The sequence below is a fragment of the Methylomonas sp. BW4-1 genome (assembly GCF_052474385.1).
This window is the reverse complement of record NZ_CP184125.1, coordinates 3,014,005-3,028,655: the sequence shown is the minus strand read 5'-3', so window position 1 is coordinate 3,028,655 and position 14,651 is coordinate 3,014,005. Positions and strand designations below refer to the sequence as shown.

Below are 14,651 nucleotides of genomic sequence, written 5' to 3'. Positions count from 1 at the left end.
TCCAGTCTATTTTTGGTGCTTTTGGCACATCTCGACGCAAGTCTTTCACACTCATCCCGGAGAAAACTCTATGGCAATTAAAGTTGCAATTAACGGTTATGGTCGTATCGGTCGCAATGTCATGCGCGCTTTGTACGAATCAGGTCGCACCAACGAGATCCAAGTGGTCGCTATCAACGACTTGGGCGATTCCAAAACCAACGCACACTTGACCAAATACGACACCGTACATGGTAAATTTCCGTTTGATGTGTCTGTAGACGGTGATTACATCGTAATCAATGGCGATAAAATCCGGGTATTTGCTGAAAGAGATCCCGCTAAATTGCCTTGGGCTGAGTTGGGTATTGATGTGGTTCATGAGTGCACCGGCTTCTTCACCAGCAAAGCCAAAGCGTCTGCGCATATCACTGCCGGCGCGAAAAAAGTCATTATCTCCGCACCTGGCGGCAACGATGTCGATGCCACGATTGTTTACGGTGTTAACCACCAAACCTTGAAAGCGTCCGACACCGTTATCTCCAATGCTTCTTGTACCACTAACTGCTTGGCGCCTTTGGTTAAACCTTTGATGGACAGCATTGGTGTCGATCACGGTTTGATGACCACCATTCACTCTTACACTAACGACCAAGTATTGACCGACGTATACCACAGCGACTTGCACCGTGCGCGTTCAGCCACGCAATCGATGATCCCCACCAAAACCGGTGCTGCTGCCGCAGTAGGTTTGGTATTGCCGGAAATGAAAGGCAAACTGGATGGTTTTGCTATGCGCGTACCAACCATCAACGTGTCTGTCGTGGATTTGTGCTTCCAAGCTTCACGCAACACCACCAAAGAAGAAATCGATAGCGTGCTGCGCGAAGCGGTTGCCGGCCCATTAAAAGGCATTTTGGCCATCAATGACGAGCCTTTGGTATCCATGGACTTTAACCACAACCCACATTCTTCTATCTACGAAGCGGGCCTGACCAAAGTCACCGGCGGCAATTTCGTGAAAGTCCTGTCCTGGTATGACAACGAGTGGGGTTTCTCAAACCGTATGCTCGATACCACGGTTGCTTTGTTTAACGCCAAATAAAGGGTTTACATGCTGTTACGAAGAACGAAAATCCTGGCTACGCTGGGACCTGCTACGGACAAACCCGGTGTACTTGAAGAGTTGTTCGAGGCTGGAATCGACGTTGTCAGGCTTAATTTCTCGCACGGTTCGGCACAGGATCATATCGACCGCGCCAACCGCGTTCGCGAATTAAGCAAGAAAACCGGCCGCAGGGTCGGTATTCTGGCTGATTTGCAAGGTCCGAAAATCCGTATCGAGCGGTTTAAAGAGAACAAAGTTTGGTTGGAAGAAGGTCAAGCTTTTGCTTTGGACATTAATCTAGGCAAACTGGATGGCGACAACACCCAAGTCGGCATCAGCTACGAGCCGTTGGCGCGTGAAGTGAAACCGGGTACACGGTTGTTGCTGGACGACGGGCGGGTTGTATTGGACGTGGTCAATGTTGAAAACAACACCCGCGTCAATACCACGGTAGTAGTTGGCGGCGATTTGTCCAACAACAAAGGCATCAATTTGTTGGGTGGCGGTTTGTCCGCGGCAGCTTTGACCGACAAGGACAAAGAAGACATCAAAACCATCGCGGTGATTCAAGCCGATTACGTGGCGATTTCTTTTCCACGCACGGCAGCTGATATGAATGAAGCTCGTGAGCTGTTGCAAGCGGCTGGCTCCTACGCCGGTTTGGTTGCCAAGGTGGAACGTGCGGAAGCGATGGAAGTCATCGACGAAATCATCTTGGCCTCCGACGCGATTATGGTCGCGCGTGGCGACTTGGGTGTGGAAATCGGCGACGCCAATTTGCCGGCTGCGCAAAAATTGCTGATCCAGCGTTCGCGCGAGTTGAACCGGGCGGTGATCACTGCGACGCAAATGATGGAGTCGATGATCGAGAATCCGATCCCGACCCGTGCAGAAGTATTCGATGTGGCCAACGCCATTGTCGATGGTACCGATGCGATCATGTTGTCCGCGGAAACCGCCTCCGGCAAGCATCCGGTGAAAACCGTGCAAGCCATGGTGCGTATCTGTCTGGAAACGGAAAAGCAACCTAGCGTGACCAAATCCATGCATCGGATGACTGATAAGTTCGAACGGATGGACGAAGCGATTGCGATGTCCGCGATGTATATGGCCAACCATACCAAAATTGCCGGTATAGCGTCTTTGACCGAGTCGGGTTCTACTCCGCTTTGGATGTCGCGGATCAGCTCGGATATTCCTATCTTTGCCTTCAGCAGTCAGGAGCGCACTTTGGGGCGTGTGACTCTTTACAAAGGTGTGTTTCCGATTCCGTTTGCTAAGGAGAAAATGGAGTCGGCCAGCGTGACCGATAGCCTGATCAAGGCTTTGAAAGTCCGTGGTGTCGTAAAAGCGGGCGATGCACTGATCCGCACCAAAGGCGACTTGACCGGCGCCAGCGGCGGGACTAACTCCCTGAAGGTCATTACTGTCACCGACTAATCCTCTTAGTCGGATTGGCTTGTTTCGCGGCGTTCGGTTTATCCGCACGCCGCGTTTTTAATATATTCTAAGCAGCATCCAGTTTGGCGTAAGCCAGCATCAGCCATTTGATGCCCGCATTGCGGAAATTGATTTGCACCCGCTCTTGTTCGCCTTCGCCTTCCATTTGTAGTACCACGCCTTCGCCGAATTTTTCGTGCCTGACAGGCTGTCCGAGTTTGTAAGTACCCTTGCTGCCCAAACCTTTGGACTGCGGTGCGCTATTGGTAGCCGGTCTGCTGACATTGGCGCGTAACCTGATTTCCTGAATCGATTCCGGCGGCAGTTCGCGCAAAAACCGCGAGGCGCGCGGATAACTATCCTTGCCGTAAAGCCGCCGCGACTCGGCGTGCGTCAGATATAGCTGTTGCATTGCCCGAGTTATGCCGACATAGCACAACCGGCGCTCTTCCTGTAATCGCCCGGGATCGTCCAGCGCTTGTTGCGAAGGGAATAGGCCTTCTTCCAGGCCCACCAGAAACACCAGTTTGAATTCCAAGCCTTTAGCCGAATGCAGTGTCATCAGTTGCACACAATCCTCATCGACTTCGCCTTGCATTTCGCCGGCTTCCAATGCGGCGTGCGCTAAGAACATGTCCAACTCGCCCAGGTTTTCGGCGTTTTCGCTGTCGTAATCGAATAAGCGGGCGGCGTTGACTAACTCCTCCAGGTTTTCCACTCTGGCTTCGCCTTTATCTTGTTTTTCTTTTTTATACAGCTCGATCAAGCCGCTGGTCTCTACGACTTGTTTGACCGTTTCATGCAGACTCAAATCTTTAGTCGTTTCGCCGAGCGCGATAATCAGGTTTAAAAAACCACGCAGGGCATTGCTGGCGCGGGCAGGTAGTTGATTGCTTTCCAACATCGCCAACGCAGCTTGCCACATCGATAGTTGCTGTTCGCGGGCCAAAATGCGCATATCGTCCAGGGTTTTGGCCCCAATGCCGCGTGTTGGCGTATTCACTACCCGTTCAAACGAAGGGTCATCGTGCGGATTGGTCGACAGGCGTAGATAGGCGAGGGCGTTCTTGATTTCCATGCGCTCGAAGAAGCGCAGCCCGCCATATACTCGGTAAGGTGTGGCGGTGGTCATCAAGCGTTCTTCGAATTGCCGTGATTGAGCGTTCGAGCGATACAAAATCGCGGTCTCGCTGCGTAGGCCGCCGTCTTTCACCCATTGCCGGATTTTCTCGACCACAAAATAGGCTTCGTCTTGCTCGTTAAACGCCGAGTACAAGGAAATGGCCTGGCCTTCGCCGGCAGCAGTCCATAATTCCTTGCCCATTCGATTGTCGTTGTTGGCGATCAGGGTGTTGGCAGCTTTCAGAATGTGGCCGGTGGAGCGGTAGTTTTGCTCCAGGCGAACGATGCCGTGCTCGGGATAGTGCTTTTGGAAATTGAAAATATTCTCGATTTTAGCGCCGCGCCAGCCGTAGATCGATTGATCGTCGTCGCCGACCACGAACAGATTGTTGTTGCCTTCGGTAAGCAGGCGCAACCAGGCGTATTGAATGGTGTTGGTGTCTTGAAACTCGTCAACATGCACTTGCTGAAAGCGTTGCTTGTAAAAGGCCAGTAAATCTTCGTTATCGCGGAGCAGCTCGTGGGCTCTAAGCAATAATTCGGCAAAATCCACCAGACCGGAACGTTGGCATACTTCCTCATAAGCCAGATAAACTTCCTTCATCTGCCGATTATAAAAATCGCCGCTGTCCTGCATGTGCTTGGCACGGATACCTTCGTCTTTTTGGGCATTGATAAACCATTGCGCTTGCTTGGGCGGCCATTTGCTGTCGTCCAGATTCAGGTTTTTCATCAGCCGTTTGATGATGCGCAATTGATCATCGCTGTCCATCACCTGAAACGTTTCCGGCAGATTGGCTTGTTTGGCGTGTTGCCGCAGTAGGCGGTGGGCCAGGCCGTGGAAAGTGCCTATCCACATGGCGCGGGCCGGGGTTTCGAGCAACTCTTCGATACGGTTGCGCATTTCGTTGGCGGCTTTATTGGTAAAGGTCACCGCCAGGATGTTGTAGGGCGAAATGTGGTTGACTTGAATATGCCAGGCAATGCGATGGACCAGTACCCGGGTTTTGCCGCTACCGGCCCCGGCCAATACCAGCATGGCTTGCATGGGAGCGGAAACGGCCAGGCGCTGGTCGTCGTTTAAGGAAGTGATGATAGAGGAGACGTCCATTTTTTATAGCTTGCAGATTTTGAGGAGCTGTGTATATTTGCTTGCCTTTAAGGGAAAGCCGTGCGTCGGGACTAATAACTACAACACAGAGAGGATTGGAAATGAGCTTCGATTATAAACGTTTGATCAAATTTGAGCACAACATCGGCGAGAAAGATAAGAAAGTTCGCATGGTTTCTGGCGTGGTGTTGCTCAGCGTATCGCTGTTTACCGCCAGCATCCTGATGTTGTTGGTTGGCTTGGTCTTGGTTGCGACCAGTTATTCCGGCTGGTGCCCGGTATATTCCGGTATGGACAAAAATACCTTGGGTGCCGATGCAGGGTCTACCGGTCAATAACTGCTAGTGGCTAGCTCCGAATCTGCGCCTTTGGCGCGGATTCGGATTCAAAAAAACCTTATTAATCTTGTTTGTTGTACTCGCCTTCGATAATGGTTTGCGAGTCTCGTGCCTGTTTAAACACAGAGCCCATCTGAGTTTGCAGCAAATGATGCTCGATAATGTACTGAGCAATCTTTCTGCGTAAGGTTGGAATCAGACAAGCGAAACCCAACAGGTCGGTGAAAAATCCCGGCGTCAATAACAGCGCTCCACCTACCAGCAATATCGGTCCTTCGATCATTTCGTAAGCCGGAATTTCCCCTTGTGCCAACCCGGACTGGAAGCGCTGCCAGGTCGCGAAACCTTGCCGACGTAATAGCGAAGCGCCCAGTACAGCAGTAAAAACCACCAGCAAAATAGTGGGAAAAGCGCCGATCAAGCCGCCGACTTGCAGCAGCACGTATATTTCCACAAACGGCACGATCAAAAAAGCGATAAACAGAATTTGCATGGTTTTCATGGTGAGTCCGGTTGCGGTAAAAAGCCGCTAATACTAAGAGCATCTTGGTGCAAATTCCAGGATAATATCGCGATGTATCAATTGATTCTTTGTACCTGCCCGGACCTAGAGGTTGCTGACAAACTGGCCGGCACTCTGATAACCCAAAAATTAGCGGCCTGCGTGAACATCTTGCCAGGTGTGCGCTCGGTTTATGAATGGCAAGGTGAAATTGAAATCGCTCAGGAACATTTGCTGCTCATCAAAAGTCATCAAGACCGCTATGCGGCCATTGAAGCGACGCTGAAAAGCCTACACCCTTACCAACTCCCGGAAATTATTGCGGTCGCGATAGAAAGCGGCTCGCTGGATTATTTGAAATGGATAGACTCATGCCTTGGCATCGACTGATTTTATTATGTTTATTCGCTGTTTTTTGGCGCACTGCGGCGGCGCTGGACAGCCAGGATTTTTTGCCCCCGGAGCAGGCATTCAAGTTAACTGCTACGGCCGAAACTGCCGATAAAGTTGAATTGCATTGGCAGATAGTCGAAGGCTACCACCTGTATCGCGATAAGACCAAGTTCCAGTCGCAAACCGAATCGATTCAGCTGGGCCAGGCGAGTATGCCGGAAGGCGTTACCGAGCATGATCCAAGTCTGGGTGACGTGGTGGTGTATCGCAACACGCTGGATGTAGTGGTGCCGCTGATTAATCAAGGTCGTGAAACCCAATTAAAGCTGCTGGTTAAATACCAAGGTTGTGCGGATGCCGGGGTTTGTTATCCGCCGCAAAAAGTACTGCTGGATGTGGCGCTCCCTGCAGCTTCGGCCCCCGCAAACAATGGGGCGCTCAACCAGTTTGTCAAAGGTCTAAAGGGCTTGTCGCCCGGCTTGTTTTCCGAGGAGTTATTGCCGGCGGAACAAGCCTTTCAGTTTTTCGCGACTTTGAAAGACCCGCATACTGTGCAAGCAACTTGGCAAATTGCCGAGGGTTATTACCTTTATAAGGATAAGTTGTCGGTTAAAGCGGAAGGCTCTAGCCAGACGCGGTTGTCGCCTTTGCAACTTCCGGAAGGGGCTGCTTACCACGACGCTGAGTTTGGTCAGGTGCAAATCTACCGAAACCAGATCAGCGTCGATATACCGCTGTTACGAGATAGCAAGGCTGCCGAAACCATTGAGTTGCTGGCAAAGTTTCAAGGTTGCGCCGACCGCGGTGTGTGCTATCCGCCTATGCAATCCAAGCTGAACCTTGACTTGCCGGCTACTGATGTATTGCAGCGAGCCAAGCCGGCCGGGGGCGAGTTATCGGAGCAGGACAAAATCGTCAATGCTTTGCGGCATGATAGTTTGGCGCTGACTTTACTCAGTTTTTTCGGGTTTGGCTTGTTGCTAGCCTTTACCCCATGTGTGTTTCCGATGATTCCGATTCTGTCCGGCATCATCGTCGGCCATGGTGACCAAATCGGTACGCGCAAGGCCTTCTTGCTGTCTTTGAGTTATGTGCTGGCTTCGGCGTTGATGTATACGCTGTTCGGCATCTTGGCGGCTTTGTTCGGCAGCAATCTGCAAGCGACCTTTCAAGAGCCTTGGGTAATCGCCGTGTTTTCAGGATTATTCGTGCTGTTATCGCTGTCGATGTTTGGTTTTTACCATTTGGAGCTGCCGAAATCGCTGCAGTCTGCCTTGCATCACTCCAGCGATAAGCATCGCGATGGGTCTTACCTAGGTGCCGGTATCATGGGGGCTCTGTCGTCGCTGATCGTCGGGCCTTGCGTGGCAGCCCCGCTGGCAGCGGCATTGATTTACATCGGTCAAACCGGTGATGTGGTGTTGGGCGGTTTGGCGTTGTTCATGATGGGCCTTGGTATGGGCGCACCGTTATTACTGTTGGGCGCATCAGCTGGAAAACTGCTGCCCAAGGCCGGTGATTGGCTGAATGCCACCAAAGCCGTGTTCGGCGTCGCGATGCTGGCCGTGGCGGTGTGGATGTTATCGCGGATTCTGCCGGCTGCGGTGACGATGTTTTTGTGGGCTTTGCTGTTGGTTATTCCGGCCATATTTTTGGGGGCAATCGATTCTTTGCCGGAGGCGTCTTCCGGTTGGCGTAAACTGTGGAAAGGTTTAGGCATTATCATGCTCGTATTCGGCATTCTGCAGTTGATCGGCTTGAGCGCCGGAAACGACAATCCCCTACAGCCCCTGCAAGGCATGGGTTTCAATGCGCAAGCGCAGGAACCGGTTCAGGGGCTTAGTTTTCAGCGGGTGGCGTCGGTGGCGGAATTGGAGCAACGCATCCAGCAGGCAACGGCCAGCGGCAAGCTGGTGATGCTGGATTTCTATGCCGATTGGTGTATTTCCTGTAAAGAGATGGAGGCTTACACCTTCACCGATCCGCAGGTTAAGCGACAATTGGCTGATTTTGTGCTGCTCCAGGCCGATGTGACCGATAACACTGAGGCGGATAAAGCCTTGTTAAAACGCTTCGAGCTAGTTGGGCCGCCGGGCATCATATTTTTCGGTGCCGATGGCCGTGAACAGGCGGCGCGGCGCGTGATCGGCTACCAGGATGCCGCTACTTTTTTAAGAACCTTGCAACAACTATGAATAAAAAAATCATACTGATAGTCAGCGCTATTGCCTTTGTTGCACTGGCGGCCGGTCTGTTTGTCAGACAATATTTCGCAGCCCCTGAAGCCGGTAAACCGACTCCGCAAATCAATTTCAGCTTGCCTGACCTGGCGGATACGCCGCAATCGGTCGCGCAATGGCAAGGCAAAATATTGATTATCAACTTCTGGGCAACCTGGTGTCCGCCCTGTTTGAAGGAAATTCCCGAGTTCATCAAGCTGCAGGACGAGTATAAAGACAAAGGAGTGCAGTTTGTCGGTATTGCCATCGAAGACAAGCAACCGGTAGAAGACTACCTTAAGCGTATCAAGATCAATTATCCGGTGTTGATTGGCGGCGAAGGTGCAACGATGTTGGCTCAACAGCTGGGCAATGTCATCAACACCGTGCCATTCACGGTGATCATTAATCAACAAGGGCAAATTGTGCATCATCAATTAGGCGAATTGACCCGAGAAAAAGTGCTGGAAGTGATTGCACCGTTGTTGACGGCAAAATGACTGAAAAATCGCTAAAACGCAGGCTAATGAAGTGAAAAGCGGTTTATCTGGACAAAAACTTACAAATTAGGCAGAATTCATTCTTATTTGGCTAATTTTTGTTCGACACCGGCAATGGCAAACCTCACGGTTCTCAATGGACCCAATTTAAATCTGTTAGGCGTCCGGGAACCTGGGCTTTACGGTAGCAAAACATTGCAAAGCATTCAGCAGGGGATGGAGCGGTTGGCCCAAACATTGGGGCATCAATTAAATTTCCTGCAAAGTAACGCCGAGCATGAAATTGTTGAACAAATTCATCAGGCTTATTGGCAGGGCGTCGACTTTATCATTATCAATCCCGCCGCATTTACCCATACCAGCGTGGCGATTCGCGATGCCTTGCTGGCAACCAAGATTGCATTCATAGAAGTACATTTATCGAACGTGCATGCCCGTGAGCCTTTCAGGAAGCATTCGTATTTTTCGGATATCGCCGTCGGCGTTATCTGCGGATTGGGGGCGAACGGTTACGAATTGGCTTTGCAAGCCGCTCATCAGATATTACTAGAGAGAACTCAGAACAATGGATATTAGAAAAATAAAAAAACTGATTGATCTTATCGAGGAATCCGATATTGCTGAAATAGAGATTCGCGAAGGCGAAGAATCAGTGAAAATCAGCCGTTATTCGGCGGCTGCGCCGGTGCAATATGCTGCCCCGGTGGCTTCGGCACCGGTAGCGGTTGCTGCAGCCTCCGCCGCGGTCGCGCCAGTGGAAGAGAAAGTCAGTGGTCATGTTGTGAAGTCGCCGATGGTTGGGACTTTTTATCGCTCTGCATCGCCTGGTTCAGCGGCATTTGTCGAGGTAGGTCAGTCGGTTAGCAATGGTCAAACCTTGTGCATCATCGAAGCGATGAAGATTTTGAATCAGATCGAAGCGGATAAAAGCGGCAAAATCAAACAGATTCTGGTTGAAAACGGCCATCCGGTCGAATATGGCCAACCTTTGTTCATCATTGAATAACGGACAAAGGGGCTGGACTAATGTTTGAGAAAATTGTTATCGCCAATCGCGGCGAGATTGCTTTGCGCATTTTGCGGGCCTGTCGCGAATTGGGTATTAAAACCGTGGCTGTGTATTCCGAAGCAGATCGTGACTTAAAACACGTCAGACTGGCCGATGAAGCAGTCTGTATCGGTCCTGCTGCGTCGGCCGCCAGCTATTTGAATATCCCGGCGATTATCAGCGCCGCAGAAGTCACCGATGCCGAAGCCATCCATCCCGGTTACGGTTTCTTATCCGAAAATGCCGATTTTTCTGAGAAAGTGAGTCAAAGCGGCTTTGTATTTATCGGTCCAAGGCCTGATACCATTCGGATGATGGGTGACAAAATCGCCGCAAAAAAAGCCATGCAGGCTGCGGGTATCCCTTGTGTGCCGGGTAACGGCGATCCTTTGGGGGATGACGAGGAAACCAATCTGAAAATGGCGCGGGAAATTGGTTATCCTGTGATCATTAAGGCTGCTGGCGGCGGCGGCGGTCGTGGCATGCGCACTGTGCACACCGAGAGCGCGTTGCTAAATGCCATTGCAATGACCAAGGCCGAGGCCGGCACCGCGTTTGGCAATAGCACCGTCTATATGGAAAAGTTTCTGGAAGATCCGCGGCATATCGAGTTTCAGGTGTTGGCAGACTCGCACGGCAATGCGATACATCTGGGCGAGCGGGATTGTTCCATGCAGCGCCGTCATCAAAAAGTGGTGGAAGAAGCGCCTGCGCCGGGTATTACCGAAGAGCAACGCAAACAGATGGGCGAGCGTTGCGCGCTGGCTTGCCGGGAAATTGGTTATCTAGGTGCCGGTACTTTCGAGTTTCTCTATGAAAAAGGCCAGTTTTACTTCATAGAAATGAATACGCGGGTGCAGGTCGAGCATCCGGTCACCGAGATGATTACCGGTTTCGATATTGTGAAGGAACAGCTACGCATCGCTGCGGGCGAGCCGTTATCGATCACGCAAGAACAGGTGAAGTTTACCGGTCATGCGATCGAATGCCGTTTGAATGCCGAAGATCCGAAAACCTTTATGCCCAGCCCCGGCGTGATCGATCAATTCCATATGCCGGGTGGCCCAGGTATCCGTTGCGAGACGCATATCTATAATGGCTATAAAGTGCCGCCGTATTACGATTCCATGATCGGCAAGCTGATTGCACACGGCGACGATAGAGCCAGTGCGATTGCCCGGATGAAGACCGCACTGAGTGAAATGGTGATAGACGGCATCAAAACCAATATCCCCTTGCAACAGAGCATTATGGCTGACGCGGCGTTCGCTCTGGGTGGGCAAAATATCCATTACCTCGAAAAGAAATTGGGTATCCATTAATTCGGTATGGGCGAGGAGATGACGAAAATGGCGTCTTCTTTCCCTGCTAAACGCTTTATATAACTATGGCCTGGCATCAGCTTTCCGTTATCACCGACGAAACCACCGCTCCGGACATATCGGAGTTTTTCAGCGAATTGGGCGCGGTCTCGGTGACTTACAGCGATGCCGATGATGAGCCGGTTTACGAACCGGCCATTGATCAAACCAAAATCTGGACTCGTACTCGGGTCACGGCTTTGTTCGAGCTCGATACCGATCCGGATATTGTTCGCAACTTGTTGTTCAATCAGTTTATCGGTCAGCGTTTGCAGGAATGGGTAGCTGAGGTTTTGCAAGATCAAGCCTGGGAGCGGGCGTGGATGGAGCATTTCCAGGCGATGAAGTTTGCCAATCGTTTATGGATTTGCCCCAGCGGCCAGGAACAGCACAAGCCGGGTACGGTTTGCATGACTTTGGATCCCGGCTTGGCATTCGGTACCGGAACTCATCCGACGACTGCATTGTGTTTGGAGTGGTTGGCCGGTAACGATATTAAGGATAAAGTGTTAATCGACTACGGCTGTGGATCGGGGATTCTTGCCGTCGCAGCGTTGTTACTGGGTGCCAAGCGGGCGCATGCGGTAGATATTGATCCGCAGGCGTTGACCGCCAGTCAATACAACGCCGAAAAAAATCAGGTTCAGCAACGGATTGATTATTATCTGCCCGAACAGTTTTCCGGGTTTGCAGCTGATTTGGTACTTGCCAATATTCTCGCTAAACCGCTGATTGAGCTGGCCCCAACGATTGGCGCATTGGTCAGGCCGGGCGGGCAGTTGGTTTTGTCGGGCATCTTGAACGAACAAGCCGAGTCTGTAGCGGCAGCTTATCGAGAGCAGGGGTTTGTTGTGGCGCCGCCGGTCAGCCAGGAAGACTGGTGTCGATTGGATGCCCATAAACCCGACTGAATAGATGTTTAGCCGGTGTCCGCATTGCGCTGAGCAGCACGAAGTTACCGTCGAGCATTTGCGGCAATCGCGTGGCTTGTTGGATTGTTCGGTTTGCGGTAACTCTTTCGATGCGTTGCGATTCCTTAGTGAAGATAAAGATTCGCGACTGAACGACGACTTGCCGTATCCAGACCTCCAAACTTTAGACCAGGGGCCGCAGACTCGGCGGGTTTGGTTTGTTGCCACCAGCTTATTGGCATTGTTATTGGTGGCACAAATACTGTATTTCGAAGGTTATCGTTTAACTATGCAGCCTCAGCTCAGAGCACATTTAGATAAAGTTTGTGCGACATTATCTTGTCGGTTACCGCCATATAGAAATCTTGAGGAATTGAGCGTTTCGCATAGCGATTTGCGAGTTCGAAGCGATAGCAGTTATTTGTTTAACGCTGTACTTAGTAATCAGGCGCCTTTTGCGCAAGCCGCGCCTGATTTGAAGCTGAGTGTGTTGAATTTTAATGGACAGGCCATTGCGGAGCGGGTGTTTAGTTCTGCGGAGTACCTTCTAAAACCCACAACACTCGCCCCGGAGCAAACGGTCGAAATTCGGTTGTTTGTTGTGGCGCCTGCTGCGCCAATTGGCGGTTATACCTTTACCTTACTTTAGGGCAATATGAGCTACCCGGAACTGTTTCTAAAAAAAAACGAAGACAAACGTCTGCGGCAAGGGCATTTGTGGGTGTTCAGCAACGAGGTCGATACCCAGCGCAACCCTTTGGAGCAGTTTGCGGCAGGCGACTTAGTCCTTGTTCACGATTCTGGCGGTAAAGCTTTGGGGATAGCGTATCTGAATCCTCATGCACTCATTTGCGCGCGCTTGTTGACGCGTAAAACCAATATCAAAATCAATGAAAGTTTTTTTAAAGCGCGCTTGGCCCAAGCTTTAGGGTTGCGTGAGCGTTTGTTCGATAAGCCCTATTATCGCTTGGTGTTCGGCGAAAGCGATGGTCTACCAGGCTTGGTAATTGATCGCTTTGGGGTTGTGCTTTCCGTGCAAATTACCACTGCCGGAATGGAGCGTTATAAGGATGTGCTGGTCAAGATCCTACTTGAGCTGCTGGCGCCAACGGCTATTTTGCTGAAAAACGATAATAGTCAGCGCCAGTTGGAAAGTCTCTCTCTGGAGCCTGAGCTGATTTACGGCGAGTTGCCTGAGCAATTGCTGATTGAAGAAAACAACGTGCGTTTTATCGTCAATGTGGCCGAAGGCCAAAAAACCGGTTGGTTTTACGATCATCGCAACAGCAGGGCGCAGTTTGCTAAAGCTTGCCATGGTTTAAGGGTGCTTGATTTATTCAGCTATGCCGGTGCTTGGGGTATACCTGCCGCAGTGGCGGGCGCTGCGGAAGTGTGTTGTGTGGATAGCTCCGAGAGTGCGTTGGCTTTAGCTTCCGCTAGTGCCGAATTGAATCAGGTGCAGGGCAAAATGCAATTCGTGCGCAATGACGTGTTCGAGTTTTTGAAGCAAGCCCGTGAACAGCAACAACATTACGACGCGATCATCCTGGATCCGCCGGCGCTGATTAAACGTAAAAAAGATTTCAAAGCCGGGTACGAAGCCTATCGGCGCTTGAATCATTTGGCGCTACAGGTTTTGTCGAATAATGGTATTTTGGTCTCGGCATCATGCTCGCATCATTTGAGTAGAGATAATTTGCATGAAATATTGCGTTCTTCGGCGCGGCACATTGACCGGCACTTGGTGTTTTTCGGTGCCGGCACTCAAGGCCCGGATCATCCGATTCATCCGGCCTTGCCTGAGACCGATTATTTGAAAACCTTTTTTTGTGCAGTATCGAGCCGGCTATAGTCAATTATGGTGGATTCCAAGCCCCAATGCGGTCTGTGCGGTCAGCGGGTGTTGATTCCCGGATTTGAGCTCAACACTTTGCTGGGCGAAAAAAAATTCTGTTGCGAAGGTTGTCGCAGCATTTTTCAACTGCTCCATAGCGAGCAAATAATAATAACGACTCCAGAGGAGAAATAAACATGAAAGCCTGCGAATCTTGTGCAGACCGCGTCAATATCGGTTGCCATCATAAACAAATGCCGGTTATATCCAGAGCTATCGGTTTGCTGTTTATCTATTTGCCGATTTTGACCTTGCCGTTTGTGATTACCAGCGCTTATTTGACTTATTTCAGCCTGAAATTGGTCGGTGCGGAAAATGTTAAAAAATGGAGTGATTTTCTGCCGGCCAGGGCGAGCCATCGGTATGATTTAAAAAATCAGATTACGATGGACGGGTCATTCAAATTCAGCATGGCGCAATCAAAATTATTCTGGATATTGAATTGCACCTGGTATTGTCCGGTGAGTGTGGGCTTATTCGAATGGCATGCTTACTTGGTGAAAGTGGTGGAAAACTGGTGGTGTCCATTTACCCATGATCGTAAAAACAGCTATACCGACGGTGCTATCGATCAATCTTTTTGGCATATTTATCCTGAAGAAAAGGCTAAATTGCATGAAGACGACAAAACAAACCCGATTTTTACTGCCGATCCCGAAGCCTAAAAGTGTTATTTGTCTGTCATGATGTGTCACTCGGCTTTAATAAAGCTCGGGGATAATGGT

At 50.7% G+C, this 14,651-nt stretch carries 15 protein-coding genes; 13 read left to right on the top strand and 2 right to left on the bottom strand.

Features of this window, described 5'->3' with window-relative positions:
* Positions 1-70: 70 nt before the first annotated feature.
* Both gap and pyk read left to right on the top strand, forming a co-directional pair.
* Positions 71-1,084 (top strand): type I glyceraldehyde-3-phosphate dehydrogenase, encoded by a 1,014-nt coding sequence (gene gap / locus ACH5Y9_RS13965; RefSeq protein ID WP_445366484.1) that lies wholly within the window; start codon positions 71-73, stop codon positions 1,082-1,084.
* Between the two features lie 9 nt (positions 1,085-1,093).
* On the top strand, positions 1,094-2,527 hold the full coding sequence (pyk, locus tag ACH5Y9_RS13960) for a pyruvate kinase (RefSeq protein WP_445366483.1): 1,434 nt from the start codon (positions 1,094-1,096) through the stop codon (positions 2,525-2,527).
* Between the two features lie 67 nt (positions 2,528-2,594).
* On the opposite strand, the gene uvrD is transcribed toward pyk, so the two are convergent.
* Positions 2,595-4,760 (bottom strand): DNA helicase II, encoded by a 2,166-nt coding sequence (gene uvrD, locus ACH5Y9_RS13955; protein WP_445366482.1) that lies wholly within the window; start codon positions 4,758-4,760, stop codon positions 2,595-2,597.
* A 101-nt stretch (positions 4,761-4,861) separates the two neighbouring features.
* On the opposite strand from uvrD, the gene ACH5Y9_RS13950 reads away from it, so the two are divergent.
* The gene (locus ACH5Y9_RS13950) at positions 4,862-5,098 is read left to right on the top strand and encodes a YgaP family membrane protein (protein WP_101051651.1); all 237 of its coding nucleotides are present in this window, start codon (positions 4,862-4,864) and stop codon (positions 5,096-5,098) included.
* A gap of 61 nt (positions 5,099-5,159) precedes the next feature.
* On the opposite strand, the gene ACH5Y9_RS13945 is transcribed toward ACH5Y9_RS13950, so the two are convergent.
* The gene (locus ACH5Y9_RS13945) at positions 5,160-5,600 is read right to left on the bottom strand and encodes an FxsA family protein (protein ID WP_445366481.1); all 441 of its coding nucleotides are present in this window, start codon (positions 5,598-5,600) and stop codon (positions 5,160-5,162) included.
* Between the two features lie 72 nt (positions 5,601-5,672).
* Here ACH5Y9_RS13945 and cutA point away from each other — a divergent pair, with 72 nt between their 5' ends.
* The 10 genes from cutA to ACH5Y9_RS13895 all read left to right on the top strand — a co-directional run bounded on the left by cutA (position 5,673) and on the right by ACH5Y9_RS13895 (position 14,591).
* Positions 5,673-5,990, top strand: coding sequence for a divalent-cation tolerance protein CutA (gene cutA, locus ACH5Y9_RS13940; RefSeq protein ID WP_445366480.1), 318 nt, complete (start codon positions 5,673-5,675; stop codon positions 5,988-5,990).
* The gene (locus ACH5Y9_RS13935; protein ID WP_445366479.1) at positions 5,972-8,188 is read left to right on the top strand and encodes a protein-disulfide reductase DsbD; all 2,217 of its coding nucleotides are present in this window, start codon (positions 5,972-5,974) and stop codon (positions 8,186-8,188) included. The genes cutA and ACH5Y9_RS13935 overlap by 19 nt, the downstream gene beginning before the upstream one ends.
* Positions 8,185-8,712, top strand: a complete 528-nt coding sequence (locus ACH5Y9_RS13930; RefSeq protein WP_415878812.1) for a TlpA family protein disulfide reductase — start codon at positions 8,185-8,187, stop codon at positions 8,710-8,712. The genes ACH5Y9_RS13935 and ACH5Y9_RS13930 overlap by 4 nt, the downstream gene beginning before the upstream one ends.
* A gap of 114 nt (positions 8,713-8,826) precedes the next feature.
* Complete coding sequence (gene aroQ, locus ACH5Y9_RS13925; protein ID WP_445366478.1) at positions 8,827-9,288, top strand: type II 3-dehydroquinate dehydratase; 462 nt, start codon at positions 8,827-8,829, stop codon at positions 9,286-9,288.
* Positions 9,278-9,718 carry an acetyl-CoA carboxylase biotin carboxyl carrier protein gene (accB, locus tag ACH5Y9_RS13920; protein ID WP_171694616.1) on the top strand — a complete coding sequence of 147 codons (441 nt, stop codon included), beginning with the start codon at positions 9,278-9,280 and terminating at the stop codon, positions 9,716-9,718. The genes aroQ and accB overlap by 11 nt, the downstream gene beginning before the upstream one ends.
* Positions 9,719-9,738: 20 nt before the next feature.
* Positions 9,739-11,082, top strand: a complete 1,344-nt coding sequence (gene accC, locus ACH5Y9_RS13915) for an acetyl-CoA carboxylase biotin carboxylase subunit (protein WP_101051644.1) — start codon at positions 9,739-9,741, stop codon at positions 11,080-11,082.
* 65 nt (positions 11,083-11,147) lie between these two features.
* A complete protein-coding gene (prmA, locus tag ACH5Y9_RS13910) occupies positions 11,148-12,032 on the top strand; it encodes a 50S ribosomal protein L11 methyltransferase (protein WP_445366477.1) in 885 nt (294 codons plus the stop codon).
* 4 nt (positions 12,033-12,036) lie between these two features.
* Positions 12,037-12,681: a zinc-ribbon and DUF3426 domain-containing protein gene (locus tag ACH5Y9_RS13905; RefSeq protein ID WP_171694618.1), complete on the top strand. Its 645-nt coding sequence runs from the start codon at positions 12,037-12,039 to the stop codon at positions 12,679-12,681.
* A 6-nt stretch (positions 12,682-12,687) separates the two neighbouring features.
* Positions 12,688-13,884, top strand: coding sequence for a class I SAM-dependent rRNA methyltransferase (locus ACH5Y9_RS13900; RefSeq protein ID WP_445366476.1), 1,197 nt, complete (start codon positions 12,688-12,690; stop codon positions 13,882-13,884).
* A 179-nt stretch (positions 13,885-14,063) separates the two neighbouring features.
* Positions 14,064-14,591, top strand: coding sequence for a hypothetical protein (locus ACH5Y9_RS13895; protein WP_171694620.1), 528 nt, complete (start codon positions 14,064-14,066; stop codon positions 14,589-14,591).
* Positions 14,592-14,651 lie beyond the last annotated feature (60 nt).

Excerpts from the sequence above, each read along its gene's own strand:
- ACH5Y9_RS13895 (WP_171694620.1), top strand. The coding sequence starts at position 14,064 with ATGAAAGCCTGCGAATCTTGTGCAGACCGCGTCAATATCGGTTGCCAT.
- ACH5Y9_RS13950 (WP_101051651.1), top strand. The coding sequence starts at position 4,862 with ATGAGCTTCGATTATAAACGTTTGATCAAATTTGAGCACAACATCGGC.
- ACH5Y9_RS13945 (WP_445366481.1), bottom strand. The coding sequence starts at position 5,600 with ATGAAAACCATGCAAATTCTGTTTATCGCTTTTTTGATCGTGCCGTTT.
- accB (WP_171694616.1), top strand. The coding sequence starts at position 9,278 with ATGGATATTAGAAAAATAAAAAAACTGATTGATCTTATCGAGGAATCC.
- ACH5Y9_RS13905 (WP_171694618.1), top strand. The coding sequence starts at position 12,037 with ATGTTTAGCCGGTGTCCGCATTGCGCTGAGCAGCACGAAGTTACCGTC.
- aroQ (WP_445366478.1), top strand. The coding sequence starts at position 8,827 with ATGGCAAACCTCACGGTTCTCAATGGACCCAATTTAAATCTGTTAGGC.
- ACH5Y9_RS13900 (WP_445366476.1), top strand. The coding sequence starts at position 12,688 with ATGAGCTACCCGGAACTGTTTCTAAAAAAAAACGAAGACAAACGTCTG.
- pyk (WP_445366483.1), top strand. The coding sequence starts at position 1,094 with ATGCTGTTACGAAGAACGAAAATCCTGGCTACGCTGGGACCTGCTACG.
- accC (WP_101051644.1), top strand. The coding sequence starts at position 9,739 with ATGTTTGAGAAAATTGTTATCGCCAATCGCGGCGAGATTGCTTTGCGC.
- gap (WP_445366484.1), top strand. The coding sequence starts at position 71 with ATGGCAATTAAAGTTGCAATTAACGGTTATGGTCGTATCGGTCGCAAT.
- cutA (WP_445366480.1), top strand. The coding sequence starts at position 5,673 with ATGTATCAATTGATTCTTTGTACCTGCCCGGACCTAGAGGTTGCTGAC.
- ACH5Y9_RS13930 (WP_415878812.1), top strand. The coding sequence starts at position 8,185 with ATGAATAAAAAAATCATACTGATAGTCAGCGCTATTGCCTTTGTTGCA.
- prmA (WP_445366477.1), top strand. The coding sequence starts at position 11,148 with ATGGCCTGGCATCAGCTTTCCGTTATCACCGACGAAACCACCGCTCCG.
- ACH5Y9_RS13935 (WP_445366479.1), top strand. The coding sequence starts at position 5,972 with ATGCCTTGGCATCGACTGATTTTATTATGTTTATTCGCTGTTTTTTGG.
- uvrD (WP_445366482.1), bottom strand. The coding sequence starts at position 4,760 with ATGGACGTCTCCTCTATCATCACTTCCTTAAACGACGACCAGCGCCTG.